Source organism: Ideonella lacteola (assembly GCF_038066555.1).
GTDB classification, from domain to species: Bacteria; Pseudomonadota; Gammaproteobacteria; order Burkholderiales; family Burkholderiaceae_C; genus Ideonella; species Ideonella lacteola.
In genome coordinates this window covers 43,205-62,509 of the sequence record NZ_JBBUTG010000013.1, presented here as the reverse complement: position 1 = coordinate 62,509, position 19,305 = coordinate 43,205, and the positions used below count along the sequence as shown (strand labels likewise).

Sequence of the window (19,305 nt, the reverse complement as noted above, 5' to 3'; positions counted from 1 at the left end):
GCCGGCGCTCAGGGGCCGGCCGACCTGGGCACGGTTGGGGCGGGTAAGAGTTTGTCAGCCTGCAGGCTCGTTCCAGCCCGGGACCCATATCCATTGCCCAGGCTTCAAGTCGGCCGGAATCTCCAGGTGGCCGAAGCGGCTGCGGTGCAGGGTCTCCACCCGGTTGCTCACGGCGGCCACCATCCGCTTGACCTGGTGGTATTTGCCCTCGGTGAGCGTCAGGCGCAGGCCTGTTTCGCCGACGGCTTCGCAGGCGGCCGCGCGAACCGGCGCCGGGTCGTCGTCCAGCACCACGCCATCGAGCAGGCGCTGCACCTGTGTCGCGTCGACGGGGTGCTTGCAGCCCACCTCGTAGACCTTGGGAACGTGGTGCTTGGGCGAGGTCAGGCGGTGGATCAGCGTGCCATCGTCGGTCAGCAGCAGCAGGCCGGTGGTGTCTTCGTCGAGGCGGCCGATGGGCTGCACGCCGCGTTCGCGCAAGGGTGGGGGCAGCAGCGTCATCACGCTCGGGTGGTGCTTCGGTTTTTGCGAGCATTCGTAGCCCGCTGGCTTGTGCAGCAGCACCAGCGCCTTGGCGTGATAGGGCCAGGCCCGGCCTTCGACATGCAGCACCAGGCCGTCGGTGGCGAAGTCTTCGTCGGGGTCGTCGAGTTCTCGGCCCTGGTGAGACACGAGGCCAGCGTAGACCATACCGGCGCAGACACGCCGCGTGCCGAAGCCCTGGCTGAAAAGGATTTGCGAAAGTTTCATGGGTGAAGTGTCAAGTCGCGCACCGCCGGCAGGCCCGGCAGGCCGTGGGCCGCGCGCACGCCCCGCAGCACCGCCTGGCTCACGGCTTCGGCCGCGAATGTGCCCAGCACACTGAGTTGGTGAGGTTCGACGTGGCCCGGGATGCCGCCCGTGGCGAGGGCGAACAGCAGGTCGCCGTCGTGCTGGGTGTGAACGGGGTGGATGCATCGCGCCAGGCCGGCCTGGGCCATGGCCGCCAGCCGGTGGGCCTGTGCCTTGTCCAACTGCGCGTTGGTGGCGACGATGCCGATCGTGGTGTTCAAGCCCGACAGGCCGCTGGCCGGGCCCTCGCCACGGGCCAAGGCGGCGATGCTGTCACGCAGCCCTCGGCCGTCGGCGGTGCGTGCGCCCGCCACGATGGCGCCAGAGGCGGGGTCTCGCACGTCGCCCAACGCATTGACGGCGACGATGGCCGCGATCGCCACTTCGCCGACCCTCAGCACCGCACAGCCCAGGCCGCCCTTCATGGCGTGGGTGATGCCAAACAGCTTGCCCACCGTGGCACCGGCGCCGGCACCGACGTTGCCTTCGTCGGCCGTGTCGGGCCGAGCGGCCTCGCAGGCTGCATAGCCCGCCGCCGCATCCGGGCGGATGCCGGGTTCGCCGACCCACAGGTCGAACAACACCGCGGCAGGCACGATCGGCACCCGGGCCGGCCCTACCGGGATCCCGTGACCGCGCTCTTCCAGCCAGCGCATCACACCGCCGGCCGCGTCCAAGCCGAAGGCGCTGCCGCCGGTCAGCAGCACCGCATGGACACGGTCGACGAGCGCACCGGGCGCCAACAAGGCTGTTTCACGCGTGCCGGTGGCTCCGCCGCGGATGTCCACGCCCGCCACAGCGCCCGATTCGCACAGCAGCACGGTGCAGCCGGTCGGGCGGCGCGGGTCGGTGTGGTGGCCGAGCTTCAGGCCAGTGATGTCGCTGAATGCGGCGGGGGCGGTGGACATCCGGCGATGGTATCCACCTGTCATCGGCGGGCCGCCCCGATCGCCGGGGCGCTGTCGGCGGGGGCTACCATCGCCGCTTTGCCTGGGGAGGATCGGCATGTGGCGCTTCGCGATGGCTTTGGTCGCCGGGATCGGCTGTTCGCTGCTGGCGCACGGTGCCACCGCGCGCGAAGCCGCCCCCTCCCGGGCCTTGCACCAATTCTTCGCTGAGGAATGGGAGCGCACGCTTCGCGACAGCCCGGAAACCGCCAGCTACAACGGGGACACCCGTTATGACGATCGCTGGAGCGACCTCAGCCTCGCGGCCATCGCCCGGCAAGAGGCCGCCGATCGGGCCGCCCTCGCCAAGCTGCGGCGTTTCGACCGGCGTCGCCTGTCGGCAGCCGATCAACTGAGCTACGACACCTTCGAGTGGCAACTGCTGCACGCGATCGAGCGCCAGCGCTTCCGCGAGTATCTTGAGCCGATCAACCAGCGCAGCGGCGTGCAATTGGCGGCCGGTATCGCCGAGATCATGCCCTTCGATACGGTGGCGGACTACCGACGCTACCTCGCGCGCATGACCGCGCTGCCCGTGCAGATCGACCAGGTGATCGCGCTGATGCAAGAGGGTGTGCGCACCGGCCATGTGCCGCCCCGGGTGCTGATGGATCGGGTGCCCGCGCAGATCCAGGCGCAGATCGTCGACGATGCCGCCACCAGCCCCTTCTTGCGGCCCTTTCAGCGCTTTCCCGCCGCGGTGAGCGAGGCGGATCGCCAGGCCCTCATGACCGAGGGCACGCGCCTGGTGCGCGAGCGCATCGTGCCGGCCTATCGCCAGCTGCTGGACTACGTGAACCGCGAGTACCTGCCCAAAGCCCGAAGCACCGTCGCGGCGACCGATGGCCCGGATGGGGCGGCGTACTACGCCTTCCGGGCCCGTTACTACACCACCACCACGCTCAGCGTCGACGAGATCCACGAGATCGGCTTGAAAGAGGTGGCCCGGCTGCGCGCGGCGATGGACAAGCTGCAGGCCGAGATCGGGTTCGCCGGCACGCGCGAGGCCTTCTTTCAGCACCTGCGCAGCGACCCGAAGTTCTTCTGCCCGACGCCCGAAGCGCTGTTGGAGGCCTACCGTGCCGTGGCCAAGCGCATCGACCCCGAGCTGGTGCGCGTCTTCCGCACGGTGCCGCGCATGCCTTACGGCGTCCGCCCGGTCCCCGCCGAAGCCGCCCCAGATGCCACCGCGGGCTACTACCAGGGGGGTGCGGCCGATGGCAGCCGGCCAGCCTACTTCTACGCCAATCTCTACCGGCCGGAGTCGCGGCCGCGCTGGGAGATGCTGCCGCTGGCGCTGCACGAGGCTGTGCCCGGCCACCACTTCCAGTTTGCCCGCGCCCTGGAACTGCCCGAGCTGCCGATGTTCCGCAAGACGGCGTACTTCGTGGCCTACAGCGAGGGTTGGGCGCTGTACGCCGAGCAACTCGGCTACGACATGGGCTTGTACGGTGATCCGTATGAGCGCTACGGCCAGTTGACCTACGAAATGTGGCGGGCGGTGCGTCTGGTGGTCGACACCGGCTTGCATGCCAAAGGCTGGAGCCGTGAGCAAGCGATCGCCTACTTCAAGGACAACGCGCCCAAGACCGAGCTCGACATCGTCAACGAAGTCGACCGCTACATCGGTGATCCGGGCCAGGCGCTGGCCTACAAGATCGGTCAGCTGAAGATTTCCGAACTGCGCCAACGGGCCCAAAGGGCCCTGGGTGGCGCCTTCGACCTGCGCGACTTCAATGACACGGTGCTGGAGGCCGGCTCGGTTCCGCTGACGGCCCTCGAAGCGCGCATCGATCGCTGGATCGCCGCGCAGGCGGCCCGCCGCCCCAGCCGGCCCTGATCTTGCGTACGGGCTTGCCCCGGCGTTCAATCGGCATTTCGCCACATTGCGCTCGGTGGTCCGTCGTAGAGAATCCGTTGCTGCGGGTCAGTCGCCTGCTGATGCCCTTGTCGTCGTCGTGCCCGCTGTCTACTGCCTCCCCCTGTACCGCCTGCTGCGTGTCTTGGCACGCGGCGGCTGGGTGGCGTGGTGGGCGGTGGCCCTGGCGGGCGGGGCGTCGGCCTACGCGGCTGAGGCGTCGAAAGCGGCCGTGGGTGCCGAGGGGCGCCGCTGGTCACATCTGACCGAGGTCGCCTTCCAGCACCTCACCCAAGACCAGGGCCTGCCCAACGAAATCGCCACGGCCATCGCGGAAGACGGCGACGGCTTCCTCTGGGTCGGCACGCTCGGCGGTCTGGCCCGGTGGGATGGTTACCGGGCCCGCGTGTTCAAGGCCGACCCGCGTGTGCCGGGCACCCTGCCCGACAACGTGGTGCAGACCTTGCACGGAGATGCCGCGGGCACGCTCTGGATCGGCACCAGCTCCGCCGGCATCGCCCGCTATGACCCGGCCACCGAGAAATTCGTGTCCTACCCGGTCGGTGAACAAGGGCTCAGCCATGTGAGCGTGCGCTCCATCATCGACGACGGATCCGGGGGGCTGTGGGTGGCCACCGATGGGGGGCTGGACCATCTGGACCCCGCCAGCGGGCGCATCCTCCACGCGAACGCCGATGGCGCCGGCGGCGCGGGCCTCACGGGTGAGCGCGTCCATGTGGTGCTGCGCGATGCGCTGGGGGCACTGTGGGTGGGCAGTTCGGAGGGGCTGTTCCGGCGCGAAGCCGGGGGCGATCGTTTCACCCCCGTTCGGCTGCTGGCTGGCCCGGGCCCGCAGCCCGAGCCCCAGACACTCGCGGAAGACAGCGCCGGCCGACTCTGGGTGGGAACCCTGCAGCACGGTGCTTTTGTGCTCGAGGACCACGGCCGGGCGGCCGCGCGCGTGGTGCACGAGGGCCGCTCGCACGATGGCGTGGACATCCTGCGCAATCGCCAGATCGTCACGATGGCCGAGGTGCAGCCGGGCGAGATGTGGCTCGGCATGGGCGGCCAGGGCATCGTCTCGATCGATATCGCCAAGGGAGAGTCGCGCCGCATCCGCAACATTCCCACCTGGCCGATGAGCCTGCCGGACAACGCATTGCGCGATCTGCACCGCGATCGCTCGGGCCTGGTCTGGGTGGCCACCAACAGCGGGGTGAGTCGGCATGACCCGCGCCAGTCGGCCATCCTGACCCGTTTTGGCGTGGCGCCCACCGACACGCCGCTGGCCAATCGCTCCAGCACCGAGGTCAGCTGGATCCTGCCCATGCCGCAGGGCAGGCTCTGGCTGGGCACGCACAAGAGTGGCATCGAGATCCTGGACGGCACGGGCGCGCGGGTTGGGGCACTGCGCCCCGACGCGAGCCGGCCTGGAACGGCCTTGCCGCAGGACATCGTGCTGGGCATGGACCGCGCGCCGGACGGCGGCGTCTTCATCGGCACCAAGCGAGGTCTCTATCTCGCCTCACCCGATGGCCAGCGGGTGACCCGGGTGACCTTGCCCGGCCGGGACCCCGCGGCCTCCACCTGGGCGGTGCTGGCCGATGGCGACGTGCTGTGGGTGGGCGGACAGACCGATGGCCTGTGGCGCTTCGACTTGCGCACCCGGCAGGCCACGCCGATGCTGCGCGGGGGCGCCGCGATGCTGAGCGACCAGCGCATCATCGTGCTGGCCAAGGGCGCCGAGGGGACGTTGTGGGTCGGCACCCGCAACGGCCTGAACCATCTCGATCCGGCCACCGGCCGGGTGCGCAGCTACCCGGCCGACCCGGATTCCCCGCAAGGCCTGTCGGCGGGCTTCGTCACGGCCATCTACTGCGACCGGCTCGACCGCCTGTGGGTCGGCACCTACGGCGGTGGCATCGACATCCTGCCGCTGAAAGACCCGGCGGGCCAGATGATCCGGCTGGGCACGGCGCAGGGCCTGCCGGATGGCAATGTGAACGCTCTGCTTGAAGACCCTCAGGGCCAGGTCTGGGCCAGCACCGACAACGGCCTGGCCCGCATCAGCCCGCAGACGCTGGCGGTGCGTTCGCTGAGGCGGGCAGAAGGCGTGGTGTTCCCCACCTACTGGACAGGGTCGGCCGCGAGCACGCCCGAGGGTGAGCTGCTGTTCGGCGGCGCTGGTGGGATGACCATCGTCCGGCCCGAACGGCTGTATGCGTGGACGTATTCGCCCGCGATCGTGGTCACCGACCTGAAGATTGGCGGCCGCAGCCTGCCCGCCGGACGCTTCGCCACGCTCGATGCCGGTGCCTCGGCGCCGGCCGCCGGTCCGCTGGTTGTCCCCCCCGAGGGCAACAGCATCGCGGTCGAGTTCTCCGCCGTCGACTTCTCGGCGCCCGAGCGCAACCGCTATGCCTACAAGCTGGAAGGGTTCGATGCCGATTGGCTCGAAACCGATCACTCGCGGCGCCTGGCGGCCTACACCAATCTGCCGCCTGGCAACTACCGTCTGCTGTTGCGGGGCTCCAACCGCGAAGGGGTCTGGAGCGAGCGCGTGGTGGGCCTGCCGATCCGCGTGCGGCCTGATTGGCACCAGACCGTCTGGTTCCGCCTGTGCATCGCGCTCGCGCTGTTCATGCTCGTGGTGCTCGTCGTGCACCTGCGCACCCGGCTGCTTCGTGCCCGCCACATCGAGCTGGAGCGCAAGGTGCGTGAACGCACCGCGGAGCTCGAGGCACTGCACAAGGCCTTGAAAGACAAATCTCTGGTGCTCGAACGCACCAGCATCACCGATCCGCTCACCGGCCTGCACAACCGGCGCTTCCTGGTCGAACACATCGATCACGACATCGCGGCCAGCTTGCGCCGCCTGCAAGAGGCCAAGGCCGCCGGCGGCGCACCCATCGATACCGACAGCGTGTTCTTCCTGCTGGACGTCGACCATTTCAAGCGTGTGAACGACGTGCATGGGCACGCCGTGGGCGATGCGGTGCTGGTACAGGTGAGCCGCCGCCTGCGCTCGGTGATGCGAGAGTCGGATTACCTGGTGCGCTGGGGCGGCGAGGAGTTCCTGGCGGTGGCCCGCGACACCGATCGAGGCCGGGCCGAAGAGTTGGCTGAGCGGATGCGCGCGGTGGTGGCAGACAGCCCCTTCATCGTCGAGGGCGGGCGGGCGCTGCCGGTCACGTGTTCGATCGGCTTCGCGTGTCTGCCCTATTTGCCCTGGCGCCCGCACGCGCTGGGTTGGCAGGACGTGGTGCGCCTGGCGGATGTCGCGCTCTACACCGCCAAGCGCGCTGGCCGGGATGCCTGGGTGGGCCTGCATGCCACCGAGCGAGCCCAGGCCGAAAGCCTGCTGGCCACGGCGCAGGGCGGGCCCCAACGGGCGCTGCACGAGGGCGAGATCCGCGCCACCAGCAACAAGCCCCCGGATGTGGTCGCCCGGGCGTTTTCGCCACCGTCGGGTGAATCGGGCGACGCCACCCCGTGGCCGTTCAATTCGACGGCGACTCCCGCACCCACTTGAGCGGGCGGCGCCACCGCGCCTGTCACGCAGCAACGCGCGGAAACGCGCTGTGAATCGCCCGAAACAATGCCCGGTTAACCTGCCGGGCCGCGCCGCACGGGGGAACGCGGATTGCTCGCCACCCTCCATACCTCTCACCGGAGACGCTCATGAATCGCCTGCTGCCCTCGCTGTGCCTTGCCCTGCTGGCGGCTGCCAATGCCTGGGCCGAGCCCAACGTGATGATCGGTGCCCATGTGGGCTCCCAGCACGACCCGCGCTCGAAGGAGAAGTTCGAAGCCTTCGAAAAGATGATCGGCCGCAAGCTGACCATCGACAACGACCATGAAGACTGGGCCCTGTTCCCGGATGTGGACCGGGTGAAGTGGAACCGTGCCAACGGGCGCCGTTCGATGCTGTCTTGGCGCATCGTGTTCCAGCGCAGCGACCCCTCCAAGGGCTGCGCCACGGCGGACGACATCATCGCGGGCAAATACGACGAACAACTGCGACGCCAGGCCGAGCAGGTCAAGTCGCTGGGCGGCCCCTCCATCCTCGTTCGCTACAACTACGAGATGACCAACAACCAGGAGAACACCTGCTTCACCGGTTTCAAGGTCAAGACCAATCTGCCGTTGGCCGGCAGCAAGTACATCGCGGCGTGGAAACACATCGTCGATCTGTTCCGAAAGGCGGGGGCCACGAACATCGAATGGGTCTTTGCGCCTGGCCACAACGCCTGGGAGACGGGGCAGTGGAAGCATTTCTACCCTGGCAACGATTACGTTGACTGGCTGGGCATCGACAACTACAACAAGACCAACCAGGTGAAGTCGTTCGCCACCGATCCGGGCAACCTGGCGTTCTACGCCGCCGCGGCGCCGATGGGCAAGCCGCTGATGGTGGCCGAGACGGGGGCGGTGAGTGACCCCAAGAAGAACCCCGATCCGCAGACCGTCTGGCTCAAGACCGCTCGAGAGTTCGTCAAGACGCACCCGCAGATCAAGGCCATCTTGTGGTGGCAGAACCCGGGCAAGTTGAAGAAAGAAGATTCCAGCTACGAAGGCTCGGGCTATGAGCTGCAGGGCACCGGCCTCGAAGCCTTTCGCGAGATGGCCAACGACGCGCATTTCGCTGACAAGTGATCTCGCCTCGCGCTGCGACGCCCAGCCGTGCGGGCGGCTTGTGCGTCACATTTCGAGATTAGGGGGATCGCGCCCTTCAACGTGGGAACCGGCGCCTCGCCGCCGGATACTGCGCCCTTTCCAAGACGATGGAGAGGATCGCACGTGAAGCGTTTTCTGGATTTGCGGCAGGGCTCGCTCCCGGCCTGGCGTCATTGGCCCTGGTTGGCTCTTGCTGTGTGTGCGCCGTCGATGGCGGCCACCGGCAAGTCGATGCTCAACGACACCGGCGTCACCCAGTGTGTCGTGTGGGACGCCGTGCAGAGCAACTACGTCTTCACCGACGCCTGCGCCGGCACCGGGCAAGATGGTGAGTTCGGCCGTGATGCCCAATTGCGCGCGAACGGCAACGGCCACGCCGGTTTCGTGTTCGAGAAGATCGGCGCCGCCGGCGAGGTGCTGCCCCGCAGCGCGGCCCAGTGGAGCTGCGTTCGCGACAAGGTGACAGGTGCGATGTGGGAGGTGAAGACCGCCGACGGCAGCCTGCGCGACGGCACGCGGCGTTTCACCAACCAGGGTAACGGCCGAAGCGACGACGCCAGCGGCTATGTGGCCGCTGTGAACGCAACCGGCCTGTGTGGCGCCACCGACTGGCGCCTGCCCACCTACCGCGAGCTGCACAGCTTGGTGGACTACAGCGTTGCGCCCGGCCGCCCGATGCTCGATGAGGCGTGGTTCCCGAATTCAGCCGCCGACTACCACTGGAGTTCCAGCAGCGCAGCGGTCAACAGTGGCGGCGGCATCTACTGGTGGGCGTTGGGGCAGGGCGCTGGCGACTCGATCTGGTATGGCGGCGAGTATGGCGAGTTCGCGGTGCGTTTGGTGCGCCTGGGCAAGGCCGTGCCGGCCGATCGTTGGGTGCTCAAGGGCGCCGAAGTGAAGGACAAGTCCACCGGCTTGATCTGGCGTCGCTGCGCCGAGGGCCAAAGCTGGACGGGCTCGACCTGCACCGGCACGCCCACCACCTTCCTGACCTCGTTCGACGCGGCCGAGCATGCGGTGGCCCAGGCGGCGGCGTCGGGCAAGGGCTGGCGCATGCCCAACCCCAAGGAGCTGGCCAGCCTGGTTGACACCCGGGTGAAGGCGCCGTCGATCGACACCGTGGCCTTCCCTGGTTTCTACACCGAGAGCTACCACACGGGCACCCACTGGACGGAGAACGAGGTTTACGACTGGGGCGTGTCGTTCGCGGCGGGCCAGGTCGGCCGCGACTTCTGGGGTGGCAAGGTGCTGCTCGTGCGCGACGCGGACTGAGCCTTTCAGCCAGCAAAGAACAAGGGCCCGACAGGGCCCTTGTGTCTGGTGCATTCGTGCTCGAGGGGCGGGCGCCCCGGGATGTCAACGTGCGGCGGCGTACTTGGCGCGTGCCAGGGCGCCCCGCTCCGGAATGCGGGCCGCGGCCCGCTCCAGGGCGTAGCGCCAATCGGGCAGCGCCTCGGCGACCTTGGCCGCCTTGGCGGGGGAGGCTTCCACCAGCATTTGCCCGGCGGCGGTGCGCACAACCGTTGCCCCCATGGCAGTGGCCTTGCGCTTGGCGGCCGAAACCGCCTTCGTGTCCAAGCTCAACGGCAAATGAAACACATACCTCGCCATGGGCTCAATTATCGCGCCAGCCCCCGGCCTTGCATAGTCGGGGGCAAGCCCAAATCTTCCGCATGCTGCAGCGCGAGTTCCACGATTGCGTGTGAACGGTGTTCATCTCGCGGCATCTTCAAGATGGCATGGCCTGTCAGCCGCCGAGCCAGCACCCCGGTGGCGATGGGCGTGGCCATCGAGGTGCCTGACATCACACCCCAGCGGTCGTTGGGGATGGTCGAGACGATCGCCACGCCCGGCGCCGTGAGGGCAACCTTGTCGCCCCGGTTCGCGAAGCTGGCAAAGAAACTGGGGTGGCCGGCGAGCGTCTTGCCGGTGCGGGTGCTGAGCGTCCAGTCCAGGTACGCTCCGGGCGGCCAACTGTCACGCAAGCCGATGGCGGAAACGGCCACCGCCTTGGCGTACCGGGCCGGGTAGGCGATGCTGGCGTGGCCCTCGTTGCCGGTGGCCGCGATGCACACGCAGCCCAGGCCCCAGGCCTGTTCGATGGCGTCTCGCACCGCTCCATCGGCCACGCTGCCGCCGATGCTCAGGTTCACCAGGTCACAGCCGTCCAGCGCGGCCTGCTTGATCGCCGCTGCAATCGCAAAGGTAGAGGCTTCATCCACGCCATCTTCAAAGATGCGGTACGCGTAGAGCTGGGCGCGGCTGGCTTCGCCGCGGCGCCAGCCTTCGGCGACCGCCGCGATGACACCGGCCACGTGCGTGCCATGGCCATCCCAATCGCGCCAGCGGCGCGGCTGCTCTTCGGTGGTGTTGCGACCGCCTTGCAGGCTCAAGGCCTCATGGGGGCCGACACCCGTGTCGACCACGCCGACCCGGACCTGCTCGCCCGCCTCCTTGTCGGGTAGGCCATAGATGAGGCCTCGGGCATCCGGGGCGTGGGCATCGATCGACGGGACATGCGCTTCGAAGCCATCGGCATTCACGGCCACCATGGGCCAGCGCGCCGGCCAGCCGCTGTGCAGCGGGTCGATGTACAGGGCCTCTATCGCATCGGGCTGGCGATCGAAGCTGAACTGGGCCCGGCCATAGCGGTCGGTCGTGGCCGACAGGCCGATGCCTTGTCGCTCGTCGAGCATGGCGGTGACGAGTGCGTCGCCCAACAGGCGGGGGCGCTGCCCAGCCACCCGCACTGTCACGGTCCATTCGAAGGCGGTGGCGCGACCGCGCCGTGCTGACCGCGCGGGCGCCCGCAGCGTCTGCCAGGGCCCACGCGCTCGTTGCAGGGGGTACCACTGCTCTTCGAAGACCTGGGCCCCTTCCGGCACCCAGGCCTTCACCTCGTCGAGCGAGACATGGTCTGCATCGAGCAGCACGGAGCCGTCAGACGGCGCGGTGTTGACGATGGTGAGCGCGGGTGGGGTCTGTTTGTGAACCGTTCCCCCGGCATTGGCCACCGCGGAGCGAGGCGTGGCGGGGTGGCCCGCCCGCGCGGCGGTGATGACCGGTGCGGTCAGCAGCCGGGCCGTCTTCGCGGGGGAACTGGTGTCGTCGGTCAGGCCATCCTTGGGGATGACGATGAAGCGGCGCGGTCGTTCGGCAGTGGTCATCGCAGCGTGGTCGTTAGGAGGGTTCGGGTTGCGACACGGGCTGTCTCGCGCGGGGCCGGCGGGCGGCTCATGCGCAAGGCAGACGGGCGCTCTTTCCCTCCGGCGCTCTGGATGTAGGCGGGTTCTGCGCTGCCCACAGCATGCCGCGGCGCAGGCTCACTCGGTGATCCACCTGAGAGAAGGAACAGGGCCTGAGGGCCGTTCTCAGGTGGAGCGGCGGGCATCGTATCCCCCACGAGACCGCTGCCGCGACCCGCGCGGTGTCAAAGTGTTGGGCGATCCGCTCAACAGGCTGCTTGCCGCGGCCTTGGGGCCGGGGGGCGCAATGCGGCTCGCGCCCGGCAACACACCCCAGACCCAGGGCCGCCGGCGGGCCACGAAGCCGCCGGCGCCCTGGTAGAGGGGCTCAGGCGAGGTTGCGCAACTCGCGCAGCGCGACCGACAGCATCGCCAGATCCGCCTTCTTGGCGTCGGCCAGTTCCATCAGCACGCGCTGGGCGCGTTCCAGTGCCACCGCGTTGGCGGCCTCCCAGGTGGCGAGCATCTGCGCCGAGCCGCCTTCGCCCGAGGCCAGCACCTCCTGGGTGATCGCGCGTTGCAGGCCCGCCAGATCGTCGCCCAGTGCATTCTTGGCCAGGCTCTGCCAGTGGCTGCTGCTTGGCAGCGCATCGATCTGTTCGCGCAGTCCGGCCAGGCCCAGCCGGTTGGCCACGCCCACATGCACCTCGCCCACTTCGGCCACCGCCCGTTTGCTGGCTTCAGCCACCTCGGCGATGTCGAGGGCAGCCACCAGCCCGTCGGCGCTGGCCACCCGGTAGGCGAGGGCCGCCGGCACGCCGGCGGCGATCCAGGCCACCGCTTGCGGCGACGAGGCGGCCTGCGCGGCCAGCGGCTCGCGCAGGGCTTCGACCGCCGCGCGGAAGCGGGTGAAGGTCTGCTCCATCGGCTCGTTCAGCCGCTTGTAGCGCAGGAACCAGGTCGTGGCCCGGGCGGTGAGCCAGCCTTCCTCGACCAGCATCTCCGACTGCACCGCATCCGGGACGATGTTGTCCAGGGCCTCGACCTGCTCCCACAAGGCCACATGCCCCATCACCTCACGGGTGCAGAGGTAGGCGCGCACCACCTGCGCCGGCTTGGCGCCGGTCTGGTCGGCCAGGCGGTGGACGAAAGTGCTGCCCACGCGGTTGACCATGCTGTTGAGCACGTGCGTCGCGACGATCTCGCGCTTGAGTGGGTGCCGCGGGATGTAGCTGGCCATGCTCTGGCGCAGCGATGTCGGGAAGTAGCGCGCCAGCGCCGTGCCGATCCACGGGTCTTCCGGCAGATCTGACGCGATGATCTCGTCGAACAGCCACATCTTGCAGTAGGCCAGCAGCACCGCCCGCTCGGGGGTGGTGAGCCCCACGTTGTGGGCTGCGCGCTCGGCGATCACGTCGTCGGTGGGCAGGAACTCGATCGCACGGTTCAGGCGGCCGGCCTTCTCAAGAAAACGCATGAAGCGCGCTTCCTGGTCCAGCAATCGCCCGCCCAGGCGATGGGTCACCGACAGCACCTGCGTCTGGAAGTAGTTGTCACGCAGCACCAGCGCGGCGACCTCGTCGGTCATCTGGGCCAGCGTGGCGTTGCGCTGCTTCTCGGTCATCTCGCCGTCGGCCACCGCCAGGCCGAGCAGGATCTTGATGTTGACCTCGTGGTCCGACGTGTCCACGCCGGCCGAGTTGTCGATCGCGTCGGTGTTCAGCGACACGCCGTTCAGCGCGGCCTCGATGCGGCCGAGCTGGGTGAAGCCCAGGTTGCCGCCTTCGCCGACCACCTTGCAGCGCAGCTCGCGTCCGTTGATCCGCAGCGCATCGTTGGCGCGGTCACCCACCTCTGCATGGCTCTGCGTGGAGGCCTTCACATAGGTGCCGATACCGCCGTTGTAGAGCAGATCGACCGGCGCCTTGAGGATGGCCGACAGCAGCTCGGTGGGGGTGAGGCGCTCAGCCTCGATGCCCAGCGCCTGCCGTGCCTGCGGCGAGATCGGAATCGATTTCTCCGAGCGTGCCCAGACCCCGCCGCCGGCCGAGATCAGTTCGGGGTTGTAGTCGGCCCATGACGAACGGGGCAGCTTGAACATCCGCTCGCGTTCTGCGAACGAGGTGGCCGCATCCGGCGTCGGGTCGATGAAGATGTGGCGGTGGTCGAAGGCGGCCACCAGGCGGATGTGGCGCGACAGCAGCATGCCGTTGCCGAACACGTCGCCCGACATGTCGCCCACGCCGACCACGGTGAAATCAGTCGTTTGGATGTCGGTGCCGCGCTCACGGAAGAAGCGCTTGACGCTTTCCCACGCGCCACGGGCGGTGATGCCCATCGCCTTGTGGTCGTAGCCCACGCTGCCCCCCGAGGCGAAGGCATCGCCCAGCCAGTGGCCGTACTCCTTGCTGACGGCGTTGGCGTAGTCGGAGAAGGTGGCCGTGCCCTTGTCGGCCGCGACGACCAGGTAGGGGTCGTCCGCATCGAGGCGCACCACCTGCGGCGGCGCGACCACGGTGCCCCCGGCGTAGTTGTCGGTCAGGTCGAGCAGTCCGCGCAGGTAGTCCTGGTAGCAGGCGATGCCTTCCTTCATGAAGGCGTCGCGGTCGGTGGCGGGCGGCGCCTTCTTCAGCACGAAACCGCCCTTCGAGCCCACCGGCACGATGACGGTGTTCTTCACCATCTGCGCCTTCACCAGGCCCAGGACCTCGGTGCGGAAGTCCTCCGGCCGGTCGGACCAACGCAGGCCACCGCGCGCCACCTTGCCACCCCGCAGGTGGATGCCCTCAAAGCGGGGCGAGTAGACGAAGATTTCGTACAGCGGCTTGGGCTCTGGCAAGCCGGGCACCTTGGCCGATTCGAACTTGAAGCTCAAGAACGAGCGCCGTGGGCCAGGCGCGCCGGAGTGGCCCACGCCAGTGCGCCAGAAGTTGGTGCGCAGCGTGGCCCGGATCAGCGCCAGCATTTGCCGCAGCACCCGGTCTTCCTGCAGGTTGCTCACCCGGTCGAGTGCCTGCTCGATCGCATTGACCTGCGAGGCCGCCGCATCGTCGTCGCGCCCCTGTGGGTCGAAGCGCAGCTTGTACAGCTGAACCAGCATGCGCGCGATGCGTGGGTGCGCCGTGAGCGTGGCTTCCACCGCACCTTGCGAGAGGGCAAAGCCGATCTGCTTGAGGTAGCGCGCATACGCCCGCAACACCACGATCTCGTCGGCGGCCAAGCCGGCGCGCAGCACCAGGCGGTTCAGGTCGTCGTTTTCAACATCGCCCTTGAAGACACGCGCAAAGCAGTCTTCAAAGAGCCGCGACAGCGTCTCGGCCTCGATCTCTTCCGAGATGTGGGCCTGCAGGTCGAAGTCGTGCAGCGAGATGGAGGCACCATCGGCCTTCAGGCGGTAGTTCTGTTCGCCCAGCACCCGCACGCCCATGTGTTCGAGCATCGGCAGGCTGTCCGACAGCACGATCGGCTCGCCCAGGCGGTAGACCTTGAAGCCCAGCGCAGTGGGGCCGGCGCCCAGCGGCCGGTAGAGCGCCAGGCCGAGCGGCGACGTGGCCGACAAGGCGGCGACGGCGCGCACATCCGGCACGGCCGCACGGGCTTGCACCCGTTCACGGTATTCGGGCGGGAAGGCCGTGCTCCACGCCTTGAACAGCGCGATGCCGCGCGCTTCGCCCTCGGCTTCGGTCAGCGCGTCGCGCAGGCTGTCGTCCCAGCGCCGGGCCGCGTCGGCCAGCTTGCGCTCCAGCTCGCGCCGATCCACCACCGGGATCTGGCCCGGCGTAGTGCGCACGGTGAAATGGATGCGCGCCAGCACCGTGTCGCTCAGCAGCACATCGAACTCGGCACTCGTCCCCGCGAAGGCCTCCATCAGGATGCGCTGGAACTTGATTCGCAGATCGGTGGCGTAGGCCTCGCGCGGCACGTAGATCAGGCACGAGACGAAGCGGTCGAAGGGATCTTGCCGAACGAACAGGCGCAGTCGCTGGCGATCTCCCAGCGCCAGGATGCCGAGCGCGGTCTCATACAGCTCGTCGTCGCTGATCTGGAACAGCTCGTCGCGGGGGAACGTCTCCAGGATGTGGGTGAGCGCCTTGGCCAAGTGCCCACCGGGGGGCAGCCCGGCGCGCTGGGCGATCGTTTCCACCTTGCCGCGAAGCAGCGGCGTCTCGGCCACGCGAGCGCTGTAGGCGGTGGAGGTCAGCAGGCCCACGAAGCGGTGCTCTCCGATCACCTTGCCGTTCTTGTCGTAGCGCTTCACGCCCACGTAGTCGGTGTACCCCGGGCGGTGCACGGTCGACCGGGTGTTGGCCTTGGTGACGACCAGCACCGGCGTCGGGGCGTGGGCCAGCTCGCGTGCATTGGCCGGCAGTTGCGACAGGCCGGATGACGTCTTCTCCGCCTCGGATTCGCGCAGCACGCCCAGACCGCTGCCCGTCACCAGCCGCAATGCGCTGTCGCCTGCCAGGTTCACCAGCTCGTGCTGCCGATAGCCCAGCAAGGTGAGGTGATCGTCAGCCAGCCACTCGAGGAAGGCTCGGGCCTCGGCGACCTGTGCGGCCGGCAGCACGTCGGGTGCCTGGCCGAGTTCTGCGATGGCCTCGTGCAGCCGCGCCACCATCGGTCTCCAGTCGTCGACGGCGGACCGCACGTCCGACAACACCTTCTCGATGCCCGAGACCAGCGCGGCCTTCTGCTGCGCATCCACCAAACGGTCGACCTCGATATGCATCCACGATTCGCGCGCGCCGGCGCCGGCGTCGGCTCCGGCGGCAATGGACGAGAGGCTGCCATCGGCCGCCCGTTCCACGCGGAAGATGGGATGCAGGATCATGTGCAGCGTCATGCCCTGGCGATTGATCTCCACCGAGGTCGAATCGACGAGAAACGGCATGTCGTCGTTGACCAGCTCGATCACCGTGTGCCGCGAGGCCCAGCCGTGCTCGGCCACTGTGGGGCTCAGCACCCGCACCTTCGGCCCACCGGGGGTTCGCGTGGCACCGAACTGCCAGTGCGACAGCAGGGCACCGGCGAGGTCTTCGGGCGTTCGCTCGGCAAGATCGTCGGAGTCGAGCTGGCGGAAGCACTCGCGCGCGAAGCTCTCGAACAACGCCTGCCGATCGGGGGCCAATCGTGCTGCGGCGATGGACAAGACGGCGCTCAGGCGGTCGCGCCGCAGCGAATCGGTGGATGCACTCATTCGTCGGTCTCCATATTGTTCTGTAGCCGGCAGTCCCACTGCCGGCCCGCAGCTTACGCCCGCCACACCACACTGGGTATGGCCGACGCGGGCACCGATGGCTGGAGACAACAGCGAATGCGGGCAAATGTGGCGGTTTGCTGACGACCACCCGCCCTTGCGCTGGCGGCGGCGCTCAGCTTTTGAGCAGTTCGGGGCGCTCCTTCAGCAGCGCCGACGCCTTTTCGTGCCCCAGCTTGGCGGCGGACGACAGCCATTTGCCGGCTTCGGCGTCGTTCCGCTCGATTCCTTGGCCTTCGAGATAGGCCATCGCCAGCCGGTATTGCCCTTCGGCGTTTTCTTCCTGCGCGGCCTTGCGATACCAGGCCACGGCTTCCGCTATGCCGCCGCTGTCCGGGTGCAGACCTTCGGCATGCAGTTGCCCGATCTCCACCATCGCGTTGCCATTGCGCTGCTCGAGAGCCCGGTTGAACCACTCGAGCGCGAGCTTCAAGTCTTTCTCGACACCACGCCCCGCCTTGTACATCTGGCCCAGGTGGTTTTGCGCCCAGCTTTCGCCTTTGTCGGCGTTGAGTCGATAGAGGCGGATCGCCTCGACCATGTCCTTCGGGGTGCCTCGGCCGTTTTCGTACAGCTGGCCCAGGTTGTTGATCGCTCGGCGTTCACCTTGCGCGACTGCGCGCGAATAGAGTTTGATGGCCTGGTCGTAGTCCTGCTTGACACCCTGGCCTTCCTGGTACTGCCAAGCGAGGTTGTTCAGGGAGACGGCATCGCTTTCATCGACGCCGTGTCGATACCATTTCAATGCGGTCGACTGATCAACAGCCACGCCGTGCCCGTGCTCATAGCACGCGCCCAGGTAGCCCATCGCGCCGCCATAGCCCGCGTTGGCAGCCTTCTTCAGCAGCCGCACGGTTTCTTCGGGCTTGGCATCCATTCCCTCGCCGCCCCACAGGTAGAGCAGGGCCAAGGCGACCGTGCCCCGGTGGAAGCCGCGATCGCTGACCAACTGGTACCAACGGGCGGCTTCCTTCAAGTCGCGCTGCACGCCAAGGCCGCCCTGGTAGGCCGTTCCCATGTCGATCATCGAGTCGACGTGTCCTTGTTCGGCGGCCAGGCGCAGCCAACGCACAGCTTCTTGAGGATCCTTGGTGACGAACTTGCCCGCCCGATACGACTCGACGAGATAGAGCTGTGCATCAATGTCGCCGGTTTCGGCAGCCACCTTGAACCAGCGAATGGCCTCTGGATGGTCTTGGTCTGCGCCAGAGCCCCGTCGATAGGCTTGCGCGAGATTGAATGCGGCAGCAGAGTTGCGCTGCTCAGCGGCGAGGCGGTACCACTTCAACGCCTCGACGGGATCGATGGCGACACCCAACCCATCGGCGTACGCCACTCCCAGGCCGTTCTGGCCTCGCGCATTGCCTCGTTCAGCGGCCTGACGGTAGAGCTTGATGGCGAGAGCGTGGTCCCGCTTGATGCCTGTGCCGGTCTGGTAGAGCCACGCCAGATCGGCCAAGGCTTCCGTGCTGCCCAGGTCGATGGCCCGTTTGAAGAGACGAACAGCCTCTTCCACATCTTTGCGAACGTGGCTGCCAGCCTGGTACCAGTAGCCGAGTTCGCGAATGGCTGCGATGTGGCCTTGCTCGGCTGCCCGCTCCATCCACCTGACAGCTGATGAGTCACTCTGGGGAACAGCGTTGCCGCGGGCGTGCAGCAGGCCCAGTTCGTATTGAGCTGGCGCATAGCGTTGATCGGCAGCCTTTTTCAGCCACTGAACGCCGGCCTGCCGGTCTTGCGGCGCGCCGTATCCTTCCAGCAGGAACATGCCCAGGCCGGATTGAGCGCTGGGGTCGTTGAGCTCTGCCGCGCGCTGGATCGTGTCGAAGGCACGCCGGGCCTCTTCTTTGCGGGCGTAGGCGTAGGCCAACTGCACCATCGCTGAGGTGTCGCCTTGGTCGGCCGCGCGTTCATACCAAGTCAGCGCTTCCTGCGCATCTTTGGCGACGCCGACCCCTGCTTCCAGCAAGGAAGCCAGTTGGACCTGTGCGAAGGAGGAACCGCCTTCCGCCGCCAACCGATACCACCGTGCGGCTTCTGTCTCATTGGCCTGAACGCCATGCCCGAACTGAAAACAGAAGCCCAGCCCAGCCATGCCCCAAAGGTCTCCCAGTTCGGCTGAGCGTTGGTAGAGGGCGAAGGCGCGATTCACATCAGCGGGGGCGCCCTTGCCGGTGCGATACAGCTGGGCAAGGCGGAACATCGCCCTGGGGGACCCCTGGTCCGCCGCGAGCGTGTACCACTTCAGCGCTTCGCCCGCATGGGGGCGCAGCCCCTTCTCGCCCATTTCGTACAGCAAGCCGAGGTAAAGCTGGTGCAATGCATCGCCTTGCTTCGCGAGCGCCTTGATGTCGTCGAGAGACTCTGCCAGTTGCGGCGCTGGATCAATCGTGATGCCGACGTCCAGATCTTCATTGGAAGAGCTTTCTGTCGCCGGGTGGGCCGGCGCAGCGGCCGCGATGATGGGTACCGTGCAGAGCAACACGCTGAGGGCCAAACGGCCCCAGATATTCTTGTCGTGGTCCCTCTTCATACCGTCCCTGACGTCTG

Annotated in this window: 10 protein-coding genes; 4 read left to right on the top strand and 6 right to left on the bottom strand. The window is 67.9% G+C overall.

Annotated features, from left to right (window positions below):
• Nucleotides 1-54: 54 nt before the first annotated feature.
• Nucleotides 55-750 carry a 16S rRNA pseudouridine(516) synthase gene (locus AACH06_RS19235; RefSeq protein ID WP_341427383.1) on the bottom strand — a complete coding sequence of 232 codons (696 nt, stop codon included), beginning with the start codon at nt 748-750 and terminating at the stop codon, nt 55-57.
• Nucleotides 747-1,739 carry a P1 family peptidase gene (locus AACH06_RS19230; protein ID WP_341427382.1) on the bottom strand — a complete coding sequence of 331 codons (993 nt, stop codon included), beginning with the start codon at nt 1,737-1,739 and terminating at the stop codon, nt 747-749. Before AACH06_RS19230 ends, AACH06_RS19235 begins: the two co-directional genes overlap by 4 nt.
• A gap of 97 nt (nt 1,740-1,836) precedes the next feature.
• Here AACH06_RS19230 and AACH06_RS19225 point away from each other — a divergent pair, with 97 nt between their 5' ends.
• From AACH06_RS19225 to AACH06_RS19210, 4 genes are all read left to right on the top strand, one after another.
• Complete coding sequence (locus AACH06_RS19225) at nt 1,837-3,618, top strand: DUF885 domain-containing protein (RefSeq protein ID WP_341427381.1); 1,782 nt, start codon at nt 1,837-1,839, stop codon at nt 3,616-3,618.
• A 118-nt stretch (nt 3,619-3,736) separates the two neighbouring features.
• Entirely contained in the window at nt 3,737-7,168 is a 3,432-nt protein-coding gene (locus AACH06_RS19220) for a two-component regulator propeller domain-containing protein (protein ID WP_341427380.1), read from the top strand.
• 149 nt (nt 7,169-7,317) lie between these two features.
• The gene (locus AACH06_RS19215) at nt 7,318-8,292 is read left to right on the top strand and encodes a glycoside hydrolase family 26 protein (RefSeq protein ID WP_341427379.1); all 975 of its coding nucleotides are present in this window, start codon (nt 7,318-7,320) and stop codon (nt 8,290-8,292) included.
• A gap of 144 nt (nt 8,293-8,436) precedes the next feature.
• Nucleotides 8,437-9,585 carry an Lcl C-terminal domain-containing protein gene (locus tag AACH06_RS19210; RefSeq protein WP_341427378.1) on the top strand — a complete coding sequence of 383 codons (1,149 nt, stop codon included), beginning with the start codon at nt 8,437-8,439 and terminating at the stop codon, nt 9,583-9,585.
• An 84-nt stretch (nt 9,586-9,669) separates the two neighbouring features.
• Here the strand turns inward: AACH06_RS19210 and AACH06_RS19205 are convergent, their stop codons facing one another.
• From AACH06_RS19205 to AACH06_RS19190, 4 genes are all read right to left on the bottom strand, one after another.
• Nucleotides 9,670-9,846 (bottom strand): hypothetical protein, encoded by a 177-nt coding sequence (locus AACH06_RS19205; RefSeq protein ID WP_341427377.1) that lies wholly within the window; start codon nt 9,844-9,846, stop codon nt 9,670-9,672.
• Nucleotides 9,847-9,932: 86 nt separating this feature from the next.
• On the bottom strand, nt 9,933-11,480 hold the full coding sequence (locus AACH06_RS19200; protein WP_341427376.1) for a S8 family serine peptidase: 1,548 nt from the start codon (nt 11,478-11,480) through the stop codon (nt 9,933-9,935).
• Nucleotides 11,481-11,886: 406 nt separating this feature from the next.
• On the bottom strand, nt 11,887-16,695 hold the full coding sequence (locus tag AACH06_RS19195) for an NAD-glutamate dehydrogenase (protein WP_341427375.1): 4,809 nt from the start codon (nt 16,693-16,695) through the stop codon (nt 11,887-11,889).
• 175 nt (nt 16,696-16,870) lie between these two features.
• Entirely contained in the window at nt 16,871-19,288 is a 2,418-nt protein-coding gene (locus AACH06_RS19190; protein ID WP_341427374.1) for an SEL1-like repeat protein, read from the bottom strand.
• Between the last annotated feature and the right edge of the window lie 17 nt (nt 19,289-19,305).